Consider the following 14,883-nt stretch of genomic DNA (forward strand, 5'->3'; position numbering starts at 1 on the left):
CGCGCTACAACAGGTACCTGATCGCCACGAAGCCGCCCAGCAGCAATACGCAGAAGACGATGGTCAGGATCGCCAGGTTTTCCTCGATGAAGCGTCGGATCGGCGGGCCGAAGTACCAGAGCAGGGCCGCGATGAGGAAGAAGCGGCCCCCGCGGGATATCACCGAAGCCACGCTGAAGACGGTGAGGTCGAGGTCGGCGGCGCCGCTGGCGATGGTGATGACCTTGTAGGGAAAGGGCGAGAACCCGGCGGTGAACACGATCCAGGCGCCCCATTCCTGGTAGGCCTCGCGGAAGCCCTCGAACTTCTCGAGGGCGTTGTAGAACTCGAGGACCGGCCGCCCCAGCACATCGAACAGAACCGCGCCGATGAAGTAGCCCAGGAGGCCGCCGAGCACCGAGGCCACGGTCGCCACGGCGGCGATCCGCCAGGCCCGCTCGCGGGCCGCCAGGACCATGGGAATGATCAGGATGTCCGGCGGGATCGGGAAGACCGAGCTCTCGATGAAGGCGATGGCGGCCAGGAAGGCCAGCGAATGACGGTGGCCCGCCATCCCCATGGTCCAATCGTAGAGAGATCGCAACACCGCCGGAGCCCCGGTCTGTCTTCAGGTGCGGCAGCCTTTAGCAGGTGGCCGCGCGGCGGGCAACGGCGGGAAGGGCGCCGCCCGGGTTAAGCTTAACTCCACGTTTGAGGGCTAGGCTGACGGCGGTGCTTTAGGTGAAAACCTCAGAGATTCAGACGCTTTTGTGCTAGGACAGGAGTAGAACCCAGGTGTTCGGAGTAAGATCACAGCCGCAGGAAAGGAAACCGTCCATGAACGAGCTCGCGGCCGTGCTGTTCGTCAACCAGTCGTTCTACGAGGCCTTCAAGTCCCGCGACATGGACACCATGGAGAAACTCTGGGCGCGGAACTCGCCGGTCGCCTGCATCCATCCCGGATGGCGGGCGCTCACGACCCGCGACGAGGTCATGGAGAGCTGGCGCGACATCCTGGCCAGCGACGGCGTGCCCGACGTGTCCTGCCGGGGCGCGAAAGCCTTCCTGTCGGGCGAGACCGCCTTTGTCATCTGCTACGAGGTAATCGGCGGCGGCGTGCTGGTGTCGACCAACATGTTCCACAAGGAAGACGGCGACTGGCGCATCATCCACCACCAGGCGGGGCCCTGCGACCTGCCCTCGACCGAGTTGGCCGAGGAGCCGCACGGAGAGACGGCGATCCAGTAGCCCGGCGCGCCGGACCGCCTCAGCGGTCGGCCTTGCTGCCGCCCCGGCACTGCGGCGAGTCGAGCGTTTCACCGCCGCGCTCGCGCCATTCCGCCTCGGTCAGTGTCTCCATGGAGAGCGCGTGGACCCCGGCCTTGAGCTCGTCGGCGAGGATCCGGTTGATCTCCATGTGGCGCCGGACCAGGGGCAGGCCCTGGAAGCGCTCCGAGACCACGACCACCTTGAAATGGGATTCCGAGCCCGGCGGCACGTTGTGCATGTGGCTCTCGTTGACCACGTCGAGGTGCGCCGGGCCCAGCGCCTGGCTGAGCTTCTCGGTGATGCTGTTCTGAATCCTCATGCCGTGCCGGCCTCGCTGCCCGTGTCTCCTGGATGGCTTTAAGGTAGTCGGCCTCGCGGGCGAGACAAGCTCCAGAACCCGACCAGGTTGGTTGCCAAGCCGGGCGGCTCGACTATGATGCGGCGCCTCGGGTGCTGGGCGCCCCAAGGTTGATTTTTACAGGCGCGGGTGTGGCGGAACTGGTAGACGCGCCAGACTCAAAATCTGGTTTCCGCAAGGAAGTGGGGGTTCAAGTCCCTCCACCCGCACCAAAGACCCGAAAGGCGCCTCGATGGCCTGGCCGGGCTCAGGCCTTGTAGTTGGCGACCAGCTCGAAGATCGCGTTGATCACGTTGTCGACGGCGACCGCCGCGAGGATCATGCCCATGACCCGGCTGACGATCGCCGCGCCGCTGGTGCGGATGACCCTAAGGATCGGCCCGGCGGCCAGCATCAGGAGATAAGCAGCCGCGATGACCGCCAGCATGGTGCCTGCGGTGATGGCCTGCTCGGAGATGCTGAAGCGGTTGTTGTCGGTCAAGAGTACGATGGCCAGCATCGCGCCGGGTGACGCCAGCGACGGCACGGCGAGCGGAAAGACCGCCGGCGACTGCTGCTTCGAGCCCTCCAGGCTCTCGGTTTCCGCCTCAGGCTTGGACTCGCCGAAGATCATGGTCAACGCGAAGAGGAACAGCACGAGGCCGCCCGCGATCTGAAAGGCAGGCAGGCTTATCTTCAGTGCTTCGAGCAGGAACTGCCCGGCGACCAGGAAGAACAGGAGAACGCCGGCCGCGATAGCGGCGGCCTGAAGGGCGACCGCTCGGCGCTCGGCCGCCTGGAGCGCGGCCGTTACGGCGACGAAGACGGGTATGGTCCCGATCGGGTCGATCACCACCCAGAGAACGACGAACTGCTCGAAGATATTCTGCACCGGTCGGGGTCCAAGGCGCGATCGAGAAGGCAGGACTCCCTCAAGTATGCTGTCGCTCTCCGAGCAGCTGCAACCCCCGGGGTCCAGGCGCCGGCGAATCGGGCATCGGCCCCGGGCGCGCGGCCCGAAAGCCCCGCTCGCCACGGCTTGGCAGATCCTCCCGGATTCCTTCATCTGATTGAAACGCGGCGGCCGTCAGGGTAGGGGAGTAGGGATGCAGGTCTCCTTGGAAACGAAAGCGGTTACGGCGTGAGCAGCCTCGACCTCTCGATCATCGGCAACGGGAACTACAGCGCCCTGCTCGACCGGCGCGGCCGGATCGTCTGGAGCTGCCTGCCGCGCTTCGACAGCGACCCGCGCTTCTGCGCGCTGCTGAACGATCATCGCGACGGAGAGCTCGGCTTCTACGACGTGGAGCTGCTCGACCTGAAGGAGTCGGAACAGGCCTACCGGCACAATTCCGCCGTGGTCGACACCGTGCTGAGGGACAAGAACGGCGGCGCCGTCGAGATTACCGATTTCGCGCCCCGTTTTCGCCAGTTCGGGCGCATGTTCCGGCCGCTCACGCTGATCCGCCAGATCCGACCGCTGGCCGGCACGCCGCGCATTCGCATCCGGGTGCGCCCGAGCTACGGTTACGGCGAGGGACGGGCGGAGACGACCCGCGGCTCGAACCACGTCCGCTACGTCATGCCGGATCTGACCCTGCGCCTGACCACGGACGGCTCGGTCACCTTCATCCAGGACGAGGTGCCCTTCGTGCTCGACCGGCCGATCTCCCTGCTGCTCGGCCCCGACGAGAGCTTCACCGAGCCGGTCGCGGAGACCTGCCGCGACTTCCTGGAGAGCACCGACGCCTACTGGCGCGGCTGGGTACGCAGCCTGACCCTGCCCTTCGAGTGGCAGGATGCGGTGATCCGCGCGGCCATCACACTGAAGCTCTGCAGCTTCGAGGAGACCGGCGCCATCATCGCGGCGCCGACGACCTCGGTCCCCGAGGCCGCGGACAGCCGGCGGAACTGGGACTACCGTTACTGCTGGCTGCGGGATTCCTTCTTCGTGGTGCACGCGCTCAACGCGCTCGGCGCCACCCGGACCATGGAGGAGTATCTCAACTACATCACCAACATCGTGGCCGCCTCGGGAGAGGGCTATCTCCAGCCCGTGTTCGGCATCGCACTCGACAAGAACCTCGACGAGAGCGAGGTCCACTCCCTCGCCGGCTACCGCGGCATGGGGCCGGTACGCGTGGGCAACGACGCCTACAGGCAGATCCAGAACGACGGCTACGGCGCGGTGGTGCTGGCCTCGGCCCAGGCCTTCTTCGACCGCCGCCTGGAGAGCCCCGGCGACGCCGCGCTGTTCCACCGGCTGGAGCATCTGGGCGAGGAGGCGGCGGCCCGCTGGAACCTGCCCGACTCCGGGATCTGGGAGTTCCGCACCCAGGAAGCGGTGCACACCTATTCCGCCGTGATGTGCTGGGCCGCCTGCGATCGCCTGTCCAAGATCGCCCGGCATCTCGCGCTCGACGACCGCTCGCTCTATTGGTCGAACCAGGCCGCCAAGATCCGCGACGAGGTGCTGAAGCGCGCCTGGAACCCGCGGCTCGAGAGCTTCGTCTCCACCTTCGACGGCGAGACCGTCGACGGCGTCCTGCTGCTCCTGCCCCAGCTCGGCTTCATCCCGGTCGACGACGCGCGCTACGGCAAGACGGTCGCCAGGATCGAGAAGGTGCTGCGCCGGGGCGACCACATGTTCCGCTACGCCGAGAAGGACGACTTCGGCACGCCGTCCACCGCATTCAACGTCTGCACTTTCTGGTACATTGAGGCCCTGGCGTCGCTCGGCCGCACCGCCGAGGCGCGGCGGCTGTTCGAAGGCATGCTGGCGGCGCGCAATCCGGCCGGCCTGCTGTCCGAGGACATCGACCCGGCCAGCGGCGAGCTGTGGGGCAACTTTCCCCAGACCTACTCCATGGTCGGGTTGATCCACTGCGCCATGCGCCTGTCGAAGTCCTGGGAGGAGGCATTTTGAGCCGGCTGGTGGTGGTTTCGAACCGGGTCGCGCCGGTCCGCCGCGGCGGCGGCACCGGCGCAGAGGGCGGCCTCGCGGTCGCACTGCAGGGCGCGCTCAAGGACCGCGGTGGCGTCTGGTTCGGCTGGAGTGGCGAAACCACGACCGGCGAGCCGGGCGAGGCCAAGACCGTCGAGGTCGGCAACGTCACCTACGCGACCGTGGACCTCAGCCAGAAGGACTACGAAGAGTACTACACCGGCTTCGCCAACTCGATGCTGTGGCCGCTGTTCCACAACCGGCTCGACCTGACCGACTTCAGCCGGCGGGACATGGCCGGCTACCACCACGTCAACGCCATGTTCGCGAGCCGCCTGCAGCCCCTCCTGCAGGACGACGACGTGATCTGGATCCACGACTACCACTTCATTCCGCTCGGCGCCTACCTGCGGAAGTCCGGGTCCGAGCACAAAATCGGGTTCTTCCTGCACACGCCCTGGCCGCCCATGGAGCTGCTGCCGGCGCTCTCCGACCACGAGGGCCTGGTCCGTCAGCTCTGCACCTACGACCTGATCGGGTTCCAGACCCAACACGATCTGAACTCCTTCCGGCAGTACATCCGCGAGACGGCGGGCGGCGAGGTGCTGCCCGAGGGGCGGATCAAGGTCTACGATACGACCTGCTTCGCCAAGGCCTTCCCGATCAGCATCGAGACCGAGGACGTCGCCGCGCTCGGGCGCCAGGCGGGGACCAACGCGGAGTCGCGCCGCCTGGTCAGCAGCCTGAGAGGGCGGCAGCTGATCATCGGCGTGGACCGGCTCGACTACACCAAGGGTCTGCTGCAGCGCCTGGAGGCCTATCAGCACCTCCTCAACACGAGGCCGAACTTCCGGGGCGAGGTCACCCTGCTGCAGATCGCGCCGCCGTCGCGCACCGACCTCGCCGACTACCAGAACATTCGCCGCCGGACCGAGACGATCGCCGGTCACATCAACGGGTCCTTCGCCGACTTCGACTGGTCGCCGGTGCGCTACCTGAATCGGGGCTACCCGCGCCAGACCCTCATGGGCTTCCTGCGCGTCAGTGACGTCGGCCTGGTGACCCCGCTGCGCGACGGCATGAACCTGGTGGCCAAGGAGTACGTCGCCGCCCAGTCGCCCGAGGACCCGGGGGTCCTGGTGCTGTCCCGCTTCGCCGGCGCCGCCCAGGAGCTCGGCGCCGCCCTGCTGGTCAATCCCTACGACGTCGAGCACGTCGCCGACGCGCTGGCGCGGGCGCTCGCCATGCCGCTCGGCGAGCGGCGCGAGCGCTGGTCCCAGATGTACGAGCATCTCAGCCGCTTCGACCTGAGGTACTGGTTGGAGAACTACCTGAGAGGGCTCGAGGCCGCTCCCTGCTCTCCGGCGCCCGTTTCCGTTTAGTGACATGCATCGGGCTCCGGTCCTGCTCGGCGACATCGGCGGCACCAACGCGCGCTTCGCGCTCGCCGTCGGCGGCCGGATCGAGCGGCGGAGCGCCCTCGGCGTCGCCGACTTCGCCGATGTCGGGGCTGCCGTCTCCTCCTTTCTGGACACCCTGGGCAAGGAACAGCGCCCGGCGGGCGCCGCGCTCGCTTGCGCCGGGCCGGTCGAGGAGGGGGCCGTCACCCTGACCAACGGCACCTGGCGGATCGAGGCCGTGGCCTTGGCCGAGCGCTTCGGTTTCTCCGATGTTCGCCTGGTCAACGACTTCGAGGCCCTCGCCTGGGCCCTGCCCGCGCTGGGCGCGGGCGGCGTAAAGCCGCTCGGCGGGGGCAGCGCGCAGGCCGACGCGCCTTCGATCGTGCTCGGGCCGGGAACTGGGCTGGGGATCGCCACCTACCTGCCGCCGCCCGTCGGTCCGGCGGTGATCGTCGGCGAAGGCGGCCACGCGACCCTGCCCGCGTCGGACGCGCGCGAGGCGGCGGTGATAGCCCGCCTGCGCGAGCGCCACGGCCACGTGTCGGCCGAGCGCCTGCTCTGCGGCGACGGCCTCGAGCGGCTCTATCGGACGTTGGACGAACTCGAGGGCGGGGCCGCACCGCCGCGCTCGGCCGCCGAGATCACCGAAGCCGCCGAGACCGGTTGCACCGCCAGCCGGGCCGCGCTCGCCATGTTCTGCGCCCTGCTGGGCACGGTGGCGGGGAACGCGGCGCTGCTGCTGGGCGCCCGGGGCGGAGTCTACCTGGCGGGCGGCATCCTTCCGCGCATCGAAGAAGCCCTGGCCGCCTCGGATTTCCGCCGCCGCTTCGAGGCCAAGGGCCGTTTCCAGGCCTACCTCGCCGCCGTTCCCACCTTGCTGGTGACCCATCCCGAGCCGGCCTTCCCTGGCCTGCTGTCCCTGCTCGCCGCCGGCAAGTGAGGGGGCGCAAGGTGTTGCGGGCATGACCGACATCGGCAGGGTCGAGAGTCTCTGGCGCTATCCCGTGAAGTCGATGCGCGGCGAAGAGATGGCGGAGGCGTTCGTCGGCTATTCCGGCGTCTACGGAGACCGTCTCTACGCCTTCAAGAGCGCGGCCGGCGAAAAGGGTTTCCCCTATCTCACGGGCCGAGAGCAGGCGCGCATGCTGCTCTTCACGCCGCGGTTCAAGCACCCGGCGCGCGCGACGAAACCGGAGTTCCTGGCGGAAGCGGAGAGCGAGTCCCCCGGCCTCAACCCCTGTTTCGACGACCCGGCAAACCTGGCCATGGAGGTGGTGACGCCGGACGGCGAGACCCTGGAGATCGGCGATCCCCGCCTGGCGGAGGCGCTCAACCGGGGCTCGGAAGAGGCCCGGGAGCTCAGCCTCCTGCGTTCGGAACGCGCCCTGACCGACTGCCGTCCGGTGTCGCTGATCTCGTCCCAGACGATCCGACAGCTCGGCGCCGAGATCGGAGAGGCCGTGGACCCGCGGCGCTTCAGGGCCAATCTCTATCTCGATCTGGTCGACGCTCGTGGTTTCGCCGAAGACGATCTCGTCGGACGGACGCTTCGGATCGGCCCCAAGGTCCGGATCACCATCGTCGAGCGCGACCCGCGTTGCCGGATGATCACCATCGATCCGGAAACCGCGGAGACGGACCTGCGGGTCCTGCAGAAGGTCGGACGGGAGCACGGCGGCATGGCCGGGATCTATGGCGCCGTTCTCGCCGAAGGCCTGGTCTCCAGCGGCGATAGGGTCGAGCTGCTCGGCTAGTCGCCTGCGATGCAACCCGGATGCGAGGTGGGCCGCCAGAAGCTCCACACCAACGCATTCCGCTTGACGGGGCGGCGCTGGCCGGTGTCAGAATTTCACGAAACAGGGCCGCGCGAGTAGGAGCGCTTCGCCATGGCCGACACCTCCGTCGCCGAACACGCCGCCGCCCGCGCGGGCCGGTCCGGCGAGTGGCATTGGCATCCTGACCTGCCGATCCCGACCTCGCCGCTCTTCGCCTGGCCGCCGCGCCCGGCCGCGGCGCTCAGTTGGGTGGCGCGCTCCTGGCTGGCTCTTTCCATGCTGGTACTGGAAGTCATTACCGCCAGCCTGGTCTGGGCTCTGCTCCAGCCGCCGTTGGAGCGGACCGCAACGCTCGCCTTCGACTGGATCGCGCTCATGTACCTGCGCAACCTGGCGCTGGTCTTCCTGGTCGCCGGCGGGCTGCACCTCTACTTCTACATCCTGCGGCGCCAGGGCGACCGGCGGCGCTTCGAGGCGCGCGGCCTGGCCAGGGGCAAGAAGGCCTTCCTCTGGGGCGACCAGGTGCGCGACAACATGTTCTGGACCTGCGCCAGCGGCGTCACGGTCTGGACCGGCTTCGAGGTGCTCTACGTCTGGGCGCTCGCCAACGGCCACGTCCCGACCACCAGCTTCACCGGCTCGCCGGTCTGGTTCGTCGCCTGGTTCCTGCTGATCCCGATCTGGTCGTCCTGCCACTTCTACTGGATTCACCGCGCCCTGCACTGGCCGCCGCTCTACCGTCTGGCGCACGCCCTGCATCACAAGAACGTCGTGATCGGCCCCTGGTCGGGGATCTCCATGCACCCGATCGAGCACCTGCTCTATTTCTCCTCGACGCTAATCCACTTCGTCGTCGCCTCCCACCCGGTGCACGTCTTCTTCCACATGCACGTGCAGGCGCTGAATCCGGCGGCCAGCCATTCGGGATTCGACGGGCTGATGGTCGGCGGCAGGAAGCGCGTGGAGCTGGGCGACTTCTTCCACCAGCTTCACCACCGCTATTTCGAGTGCAACTTCGGCACGGCGGAGATGCCCTGGGACAAGTGGTTCGGCAGCTTCCACGACGGCACGCCGCAGGCCAGAAAGCGCCTGCGCGCCCGCACGGCGGCTAGTCGGAGTTGACCCAGGTAAGGACGCCCCTTTTCGGGTAGGGCCCGAAGCCGGAGCAGATAGGGAATGGCGATGCCTCGTCGCCGAGGACAGTGACGAAGACCCAGGCTTCACAGGACTCCTTCAGACGATCCCGGTCCACCTCGATCCACTGGCGCACATGCGCCCTTTGCAGAACGCCGTCGATGAAGTCGGCATCTTCTGCGTCCAGTCCGTTGGTCGCGCCGGTCCCGCGGTGTTTCGGGCCTTCGAAGTAGCTCTCAAGGTCGTCTTGAGGAGACAGTAAGCGGCGGCCCTGCTCGATTAGCACGTCGTTGCCGAAGGGAACGAAAGTTCCTTCTATTTCGGGATGGAGACAGGCAGTGCCGCCCGCCTGGTTGGAGTAGATCACACCGGTCGGATGCTCGATGATCACGCCGGTGCCAGCGTGACCGATCAGGCTGATGTGTGGCTTGCTCATCGCCGTTGTCCCGGTGAACCGGGGACTTTTTGCCCGGTCACGCGCTCTCTGCGAGCGGCTCCCTGTAGGGCCATAGGAAGGGCGTGGGGTCGAGGGCCTGGCCGCGCCGGGCGCGGTCGGCGCGCGGCATGATGCCGTCGTCGGGCCAGAGACCGCTCTGGAGCGCCTCGGCGTAGTCCTCGGGCAGGCCGGCGTCGCGGATTGCCTGGGCGGCGGCCTCGTGGTCGTAGAACAGGGCGTGGTGCGTGATCACGAGATGATCGGCCGTGGGCGTCATGAGGGCGCACCAGACTCGGGGCGTGCCGTCGTTCGCCGGCAGGCCGATGACCCCGGCGTTTATCCAGAGGCGGCCGCCCAGATAGCGGGTGAAGGGCAGACCCGAGTGGCCGGCGATCACGCCGTCCGTGCCGGCCAGCGCCATCTCCTCGTGCAGGTCCGCGTCGGGACTGCCGGGGAAGAGGAAACGATTGATCGAGGCGACGCCGCCGTGGACGACCGCCAGGCGCCGGCCGCCCAGGGTGAAAGTGATGCGGCGCGGCAGGCCTCGCATCCAGGCCTTGGCGTCCGGGTCCAGTTCGGCGCGCGCGTGGGCGTACCAGCGGACCGCCAGGAGATCGCAGGCGCTGCCTTCCTCGAAGCCGCAGCCGCAGTCCTCGGAATCCTGGCCGAGAGATTCCTCGCAGTTGCCCATCACCACGGGAATCCCCGCCTCGCGGATCAGATCGACCGTCGGCCGCGGATCGGCGCAGTAGGCGACGAGATCGCCGGTGCAAATGATCCTGGCGGGCGGAATGCGCCACGCGCGGGCCGCCTTGAGGAGGGCTCGTGTCGCCTGGAGATTGCCGTAGGGTCCGCCGAACAGAAGCACCGGCCCGTCGAGAGTTCCCAACTCGCGCGTCTTGCTCATAGAGTCACGATCCTTTTGTCGCTCCGCTCATCGCTCCGACCCAGACCTGCATATGGGGGTCCTCACCCGAAAATCCTCATCACTGTTTCGCGCGCGCGCCGGCGGCGCGCCGGACCGTCCACATGCCGAGATAGAGCCCCGCGATCGAGCAGGCTACCGAAGCCGCAATGTAGAGAGACAAGGATAGGGGCGAGCCGGATTGGTGGAGGGTCACCACGTCGTGGGCGAAAGCAGAGAAGGTCGTGAAGCCGCCCAGGAAGCCGACGACGAGGAAGGACCGAAGCCGCGGGCCGAGTGTCCAGAGCAAGGCCGCGCCGGTCACCAAGACGCCCATGGCGAAAGAGCCCAGAACGTTGACGGTCAGCGTGGCGACGGGGAACCCGCCGCCCGGATGGGCCGCCGCTGCCAGGTAGACGAGGTGGCGGGCCACGGCGCCGAGCGCGCCCCCCGCCGCGACCGGCAGGAGCGTCCTCACCGCCGAAGACCGTGCGGCCGCGCGGCGGGCACTAGCGGCCCGGGGCCTGCGCGGCCGCCACGGGCGCGATCTCCGGCAGCAGCTCGGCCGCGGTCCTCTGCCGGCAGTACCCGCGAATGGCCCCGAGGCTGTTCACCTGGCGCTCCGCGCTGTAGGTCGCGCAGGCGTCGGTGACCAGAGTCACCAGATAGCCGAGGTCGCAGGCGTCGCGCACCGCCGATTCGACGCATTGATCGGTCAGTACGCCGGCCAGGACGAGCGAGCGGATCCCCAGGTTGCGCAGCACGTAGTCCATGTTGGTCGAGATGAAGACGCTCGACGAGGTCTTGGGGATGACGATCTCGTCGCCCTCGGGCGCGATCGGATCGATCACCTGGGCGTCCCACGAGCCCTTGGGCACGTTGAAGCCGGTGATCTTGTAGTCGAGGCTCCGGTCGCGTCCGTTCCGGGTCAGGCTCTCGATCACCGTGAAGAGAACCTCCTGCCGGCTCGCCCGGAAGGCAGATTGAAGCCGCTGGATGTTGGGGATGACGGTCTCTTCGAGTTGCTCGAAGTAATAGCCGAAGCCGTCCGCGGGCGCCCCCGTCGCGGTCTTGGCGAAAGCCTCGGCGTCGCGGTGGGCGCAGTAGTTCTGCACGTCGATGATCAAGAGCGCCGATTCGCCCGGCTTCAGCGGCACGTCCCGCGACAGCGGTGCGGCCATCGTTTGCGTCTCCTGGAGGGGATGGAACCGGAAGCTCAATATCGCAGTTTTGCCGCGCCTCGGCTATGGTCGAGCGGTCCATTCGGGCGGCCACAAGGGAGAAGCATGTTAGACCCCGAATACCAGCTCCTCGGCGAGGACGAGCCGGCGGCGGTCGCGCTCGAGAACCCGGGCGGCGGTTCGACCTTTTTCCTGACCTGCGACCACGCGAGCAACAGGATCCCGGAGCGCCTGGGCGATCTGGGGCTGGACGAGGCCGACCTGTCGCGCCACATCGCCTGGGACGTAGGCGCGGCTTCGGTTGCGCGCTACATGGCGGAGCGGCTCGACGCGCCGTTGGCACTGCAGTCCTATTCGCGCCTGGTGATCGACTGCAACCGCACCCCGGATCGGCCCGACGCCATGCCGACCCGGAGCGAGGCCACCGAGATCCCCGGCAACCACGGGCTCCACCCGGCCCAGCGCTCGGCGCGGATCAGGGAAGTCTTCGAGCCCTATCACGAGGCCATTGCCGAATCGCTGGACCGCCGTGACGGCGAGGGCCGGGCCAATATCCTGATCGCCATGCACAGCTTCACGCCGGTCTTCCACGGGCGGCAGCGCCCCTGGCACCTGGGCCTGCTGTACAATCGGGACGAGCGCCTGGCGGCGATCCTGAAGGCCCTTATCGCCGAGGTCCCCGGGCTCTGCCTGGGCGACAACGAGCCCTACGCGATCAGCGACGAGACCGACTACGGCATCCCCGTGCACGGCGAGCAGCGGGGCATTCCCCACATCGAGTTCGAGATCCGCCACGACCTGATCGAGACGCTGGAGGGCCAGAGGGAATGGGGAGCCCGGCTCGCCGCGTGGCTGGCCGAGGCGCTGCCGCGCCTAGAGCAGATCCGGGTTTGACTGAATCGCCGGAGGCGATCCATCGAACCCGGTGAATCTGCTCTAACAAATTGATATCGAGCGGATTCACATGTCTTTGCCGGAACCGCGAAGCGCTTCCGTCAAAACATGATCCGCTCTGGAGGACGCGCTCGACCGCCGGTAACGATACTTTAAGTCGCCTCGTTCCGCACGGCGTGGTCGACGATCTTGCGCATGACGCTCGGCAGAGCCTGATCCGCTAGCCCTTCCAGGGGGCACCAGAGGGCGTTCTCCGCGAGCCGGATGCCGTCGACCTCGCCGACCCAGACCGTCACCTCGAAATGGAAATGGGTGAAGGTGTGGCGCACCAGGCCGGAAAGTTCGCGCCAGGCCGAGGCCGCCGGGGCCTGCGTCATCGCCTCGTCCCGGGTCCAGGGGGTTTCCCGCCACTCGGTCGAGGGGACCTCCATCATGCCGCCGAGCAGCCCCGAATCGGGTCGGCGGCGCAGCAGGATCTCGCCGCCGCGGTTGACGGTCCAGAAGGCGACGGCGCGACGGGTCGGCCGCGGCGTCTTGGCCTCCTTGCGCGGCAGCTCTTCCTGTCGGTTCGCGGCCCGTGCCCGACAGGGTCCGGCGAGGGGGCAGACCATGCAGCGCGGCCGGCGCGGCGTGCAGACCGTGGCGCCCAGGTCCATCATGGCCTGGGCGTAGTCGCCGGGCCTCGCCTGGGGCGTCAGCGCGGCCGCGAGCCGTTTCAGCTCGGTCTTGGACCGGGGCAGCGGTGTGTCCACCGCGTGGAGCCGCGCGATCACGCGCTCGACGTTGCCGTCCACGACCGTGGCGGGGCGATCGAAGGCGATCGCCGCGACCGCCGCGGCCGTGTAGTCACCGATCCCCGGCAGGCGGCGCAGCTCCGCTTCCCGGTCGGGAAAGCGGCCGCCGTGCTCGGCGACCACGACCTGGGCGCAGCGGTGCAGGTTGCGCGCGCGGGCGTAGTAACCGAGCCCGGCCCAGGCTGTCAGAACCTCGTCCCTTTCGGCGGCCGCCAACTGCTCCACGCCGGGCCAGCGCGCGAGGAAGTCCCGGAAATAGGGCCCCACCGTCGCGACTGTGGTCTGCTGCAGCATGATCTCGCTGAGCCAGACGAGGTAGGGATCGGGCCGTTCCCCGGGCGGCGCGCGCCAGGGCAGCGTGCGCCGGTGCCGGTCGTACCAGGCGAGCAGTGCCGGTGCCACTTCGGCCCACGCGGAGTCGCTGGAAGAACTTGCAAGGGAAGGCATCGGCCCCTCAAATAACGCGGCGATCCTTTGGGCGCTCCGAAGCGAGCCGGGATGGGATCGAAGTGACCTTGGCGAGGCTGCCATGACAACCGCGCGGCGGGGATCGGGCAAGAGTAAAAGCGAGCGGCGCGGCGGCGCGCTCAGACCGCTCGCCGGCACCCTGGCAAAGGTCGCCGGCAAGACTTTCGGCCGGCGCGGCCTCGCCGAGGGCGGACTGATCGCCGACTGGCCCGACGTGGTCGGGCCGGAGATCGCGTCGATCTGCTTGCCGAGCGGCCTGGCCTTCGGCAGAAGCAGCGAGCGGACCCAGGGGACCCTGACGCTCCGGGTGCAGTCGGGCCACGGCCTCACTCTGCAGCATCTCGAGCCGCTGATCGTCGAGCGCATCAATGCTCATCTGGGCTATCCCGCCGTCGCCCGCCTGCGGCTGCGTCAGGGGCCGCTGCCGCGGCCCAAGGGGTCCGGCCGGCCGCAGCCGCCGGCGCTCAGCGATTCTCTGCGGTCGGCGCTCGAGCAGAGGACCGCCCAGGTCGAGGATCCCGACCTGCGCCGGGCCCTGGAGAGCCTGGGGCGCTCGGTGCTCGGCGAGAACGCCCGGAAGGGCGGCCAATCGGGCACCGAAATGTGATCGTCCGGCGGCTCGCACCCGCGCCGGCGATGGGTTAGATAAGTGCGCGCTCAAGCCCGTAGAATGCGAGGCTTGTCACGTCCCCTCTTCGCAACTAGCATACAACATATGGTAGGGAAATGATGAAACGTAGGAAGATCCTGATGGTTGGCGGTCTGGGCTTCGCCGCCGCCGCGACGCCTCTATCGCCTTTCGGCGTGCTGACGGCGGCGGCCGATGCCGCGGAAATCCTGCCGAGTGACCGCATCATGGGCGCGCCGGACGCCCCGATCACCATCATTGAGTACGCGTCGCTGACCTGTCCCCACTGCGCCACCTTCCACCTCGACACCCTGCCGACGATCAAGAAGAACTGGATCGACACCGGCAAGGCCCGCCTGGTCTACCGGGACTATCCGCTCGACGGCCTGGCGCTCCGCGCCGCCACCCTGGCGACCTGCCTCGAGGGCGACGCCTACTTCGGCTTCCTCAACGCCCTGTTCCAGGGCCAGCAGGTCTGGGCCCGAGCGGCCGATCCGACCCTGGCCCTGGCCCAGATCGCGCGCCTGGCCGGCATGGACCAGCAGACCTTCAATCGTTGCATCTCGAACAACGCCGAGATGGACCGGATCCTCCGGCAGCAGCTTAAGGCGCGGGAAACCTTCGACGTTCAGTCTACGCCGAGTTTCGTCATCAACGGACGCAAGGTTCGCGGTTCGCTCGAGACCAAGAAATTCGAGGCGTTGCTAGAGGAGATCGAAACCCAATCGTGACGACCTTCG

17 protein-coding genes and 1 tRNA gene are annotated in these 14,883 nt (G+C 68.1%); 10 read left to right on the forward strand and 8 right to left on the reverse strand.

Annotated features, from left to right (window positions below; genetic code table 11):
* Positions 1-4 precede the first annotated feature (4 nt).
* Positions 5-586 carry a YqaA family protein gene (locus QNJ67_11875; GenBank protein MDJ0609665.1) on the reverse strand — a complete coding sequence of 194 codons (582 nt, stop codon included), beginning with the start codon at positions 584-586 and terminating at the stop codon, positions 5-7.
* Positions 587-816: 230 nt separating this feature from the next.
* On the opposite strand from QNJ67_11875, the gene QNJ67_11880 reads away from it, so the two are divergent.
* The gene (locus tag QNJ67_11880) at positions 817-1,227 is read left to right on the forward strand and encodes a nuclear transport factor 2 family protein (GenBank protein ID MDJ0609666.1); all 411 of its coding nucleotides are present in this window, start codon (positions 817-819) and stop codon (positions 1,225-1,227) included.
* Between the two features lie 19 nt (positions 1,228-1,246).
* On the opposite strand, the gene QNJ67_11885 is transcribed toward QNJ67_11880, so the two are convergent.
* The gene (locus QNJ67_11885; protein ID MDJ0609667.1) at positions 1,247-1,567 is read right to left on the reverse strand and encodes a BolA/IbaG family iron-sulfur metabolism protein; all 321 of its coding nucleotides are present in this window, start codon (positions 1,565-1,567) and stop codon (positions 1,247-1,249) included.
* Positions 1,568-1,731: 164 nt separating this feature from the next.
* On the opposite strand from QNJ67_11885, the gene QNJ67_11890 reads away from it, so the two are divergent.
* Positions 1,732-1,818, forward strand: a tRNA-Leu gene (locus tag QNJ67_11890).
* Between the two features lie 35 nt (positions 1,819-1,853).
* On the opposite strand, the gene QNJ67_11895 is transcribed toward QNJ67_11890, so the two are convergent.
* Positions 1,854-2,477 carry a MarC family protein gene (locus QNJ67_11895; GenBank protein MDJ0609668.1) on the reverse strand — a complete coding sequence of 208 codons (624 nt, stop codon included), beginning with the start codon at positions 2,475-2,477 and terminating at the stop codon, positions 1,854-1,856.
* A gap of 249 nt (positions 2,478-2,726) precedes the next feature.
* Between QNJ67_11895 and QNJ67_11900 the strand changes: the two genes are divergently transcribed.
* The 5 genes from QNJ67_11900 (at position 2,727) to QNJ67_11920 (ending at position 8,826) form a co-directional block, all read left to right on the forward strand.
* A complete protein-coding gene (locus QNJ67_11900; protein MDJ0609669.1) occupies positions 2,727-4,511 on the forward strand; it encodes a glycoside hydrolase family 15 protein in 1,785 nt (594 codons plus the stop codon).
* Positions 4,508-5,911, forward strand: a complete 1,404-nt coding sequence (otsA, locus tag QNJ67_11905; GenBank protein ID MDJ0609670.1) for an alpha,alpha-trehalose-phosphate synthase (UDP-forming) — start codon at positions 4,508-4,510, stop codon at positions 5,909-5,911. Before QNJ67_11900 ends, otsA begins: the two co-directional genes overlap by 4 nt.
* Positions 5,912-5,915: 4 nt before the next feature.
* The gene (gene glk, locus QNJ67_11910) at positions 5,916-6,869 is read left to right on the forward strand and encodes a glucokinase (GenBank protein ID MDJ0609671.1); all 954 of its coding nucleotides are present in this window, start codon (positions 5,916-5,918) and stop codon (positions 6,867-6,869) included.
* Between the two features lie 22 nt (positions 6,870-6,891).
* The gene (locus QNJ67_11915) at positions 6,892-7,683 is read left to right on the forward strand and encodes an MOSC domain-containing protein (protein ID MDJ0609672.1); all 792 of its coding nucleotides are present in this window, start codon (positions 6,892-6,894) and stop codon (positions 7,681-7,683) included.
* Positions 7,684-7,815: 132 nt separating this feature from the next.
* On the forward strand, positions 7,816-8,826 hold the full coding sequence (locus QNJ67_11920; protein ID MDJ0609673.1) for a sterol desaturase family protein: 1,011 nt from the start codon (positions 7,816-7,818) through the stop codon (positions 8,824-8,826).
* Here the strand turns inward: QNJ67_11920 and QNJ67_11925 are convergent.
* The 4 genes from QNJ67_11925 to QNJ67_11940 all read right to left on the reverse strand — a co-directional run bounded on the left by QNJ67_11925 (position 8,813) and on the right by QNJ67_11940 (position 11,359).
* Complete coding sequence (locus QNJ67_11925) at positions 8,813-9,274, reverse strand: DUF6210 family protein (GenBank protein ID MDJ0609674.1); 462 nt, start codon at positions 9,272-9,274, stop codon at positions 8,813-8,815. The two genes, QNJ67_11920 and QNJ67_11925, sit on opposite strands and share 14 nt — an antisense overlap.
* Positions 9,275-9,311: 37 nt before the next feature.
* Complete coding sequence (locus tag QNJ67_11930; GenBank protein MDJ0609675.1) at positions 9,312-10,181, reverse strand: metallophosphoesterase family protein; 870 nt, start codon at positions 10,179-10,181, stop codon at positions 9,312-9,314.
* A gap of 79 nt (positions 10,182-10,260) precedes the next feature.
* Positions 10,261-10,656, reverse strand: coding sequence for a fluoride efflux transporter CrcB (crcB, locus tag QNJ67_11935; GenBank protein MDJ0609676.1), 396 nt, complete (start codon positions 10,654-10,656; stop codon positions 10,261-10,263).
* A gap of 31 nt (positions 10,657-10,687) precedes the next feature.
* Entirely contained in the window at positions 10,688-11,359 is a 672-nt protein-coding gene (locus QNJ67_11940) for an isochorismatase family cysteine hydrolase (protein ID MDJ0609677.1), read from the reverse strand.
* A gap of 105 nt (positions 11,360-11,464) precedes the next feature.
* On the opposite strand from QNJ67_11940, the gene QNJ67_11945 reads away from it, so the two are divergent.
* Positions 11,465-12,253, forward strand: coding sequence for an N-formylglutamate amidohydrolase (locus QNJ67_11945; GenBank protein ID MDJ0609678.1), 789 nt, complete (start codon positions 11,465-11,467; stop codon positions 12,251-12,253).
* 152 nt (positions 12,254-12,405) lie between these two features.
* Here QNJ67_11945 and mutY read toward each other — a convergent pair whose 3' ends face one another.
* A complete protein-coding gene (gene mutY / locus QNJ67_11950; protein MDJ0609679.1) occupies positions 12,406-13,494 on the reverse strand; it encodes an A/G-specific adenine glycosylase in 1,089 nt (362 codons plus the stop codon).
* An 82-nt stretch (positions 13,495-13,576) separates the two neighbouring features.
* Between mutY and QNJ67_11955 the strand changes: the two genes are divergently transcribed.
* Both QNJ67_11955 and QNJ67_11960 read left to right on the forward strand, forming a co-directional pair.
* Positions 13,577-14,122 carry a DciA family protein gene (locus tag QNJ67_11955; protein MDJ0609680.1) on the forward strand — a complete coding sequence of 182 codons (546 nt, stop codon included), beginning with the start codon at positions 13,577-13,579 and terminating at the stop codon, positions 14,120-14,122.
* A gap of 122 nt (positions 14,123-14,244) precedes the next feature.
* Positions 14,245-14,874: a DsbA family protein gene (locus QNJ67_11960; protein MDJ0609681.1), complete on the forward strand. Its 630-nt coding sequence runs from the start codon at positions 14,245-14,247 to the stop codon at positions 14,872-14,874.
* Positions 14,875-14,883 lie beyond the last annotated feature (9 nt).

It is taken from the genome of Kiloniellales bacterium (assembly GCA_030064845.1).
In the GTDB taxonomy this organism is placed as follows: Bacteria; Pseudomonadota; Alphaproteobacteria; order Kiloniellales; family JAKSDN01; genus JASJEC01.

Coding starts and splice junctions, on each gene's coding strand:
- QNJ67_11880 (MDJ0609666.1), top strand. CDS start 817: ATGAACGAGCTCGCGGCCGTGCTGTTCGTCAACCAGTCGTTCTACGAG.
- QNJ67_11885 (MDJ0609667.1), bottom strand. CDS start 1,567: ATGAGGATTCAGAACAGCATCACCGAGAAGCTCAGCCAGGCGCTGGGC.
- glk (MDJ0609671.1), top strand. CDS start 5,916: ATGCATCGGGCTCCGGTCCTGCTCGGCGACATCGGCGGCACCAACGCG.
- QNJ67_11915 (MDJ0609672.1), top strand. CDS start 6,892: ATGACCGACATCGGCAGGGTCGAGAGTCTCTGGCGCTATCCCGTGAAG.
- QNJ67_11920 (MDJ0609673.1), top strand. CDS start 7,816: ATGGCCGACACCTCCGTCGCCGAACACGCCGCCGCCCGCGCGGGCCGG.
- QNJ67_11925 (MDJ0609674.1), bottom strand. CDS start 9,274: ATGAGCAAGCCACACATCAGCCTGATCGGTCACGCTGGCACCGGCGTG.
- QNJ67_11930 (MDJ0609675.1), bottom strand. CDS start 10,181: ATGAGCAAGACGCGCGAGTTGGGAACTCTCGACGGGCCGGTGCTTCTG.
- QNJ67_11940 (MDJ0609677.1), bottom strand. CDS start 11,359: ATGGCCGCACCGCTGTCGCGGGACGTGCCGCTGAAGCCGGGCGAATCG.
- QNJ67_11945 (MDJ0609678.1), top strand. CDS start 11,465: ATGTTAGACCCCGAATACCAGCTCCTCGGCGAGGACGAGCCGGCGGCG.
- mutY (MDJ0609679.1), bottom strand. CDS start 13,494: ATGCCTTCCCTTGCAAGTTCTTCCAGCGACTCCGCGTGGGCCGAAGTG.
- QNJ67_11955 (MDJ0609680.1), top strand. CDS start 13,577: ATGACAACCGCGCGGCGGGGATCGGGCAAGAGTAAAAGCGAGCGGCGC.
- QNJ67_11960 (MDJ0609681.1), top strand. CDS start 14,245: ATGAAACGTAGGAAGATCCTGATGGTTGGCGGTCTGGGCTTCGCCGCC.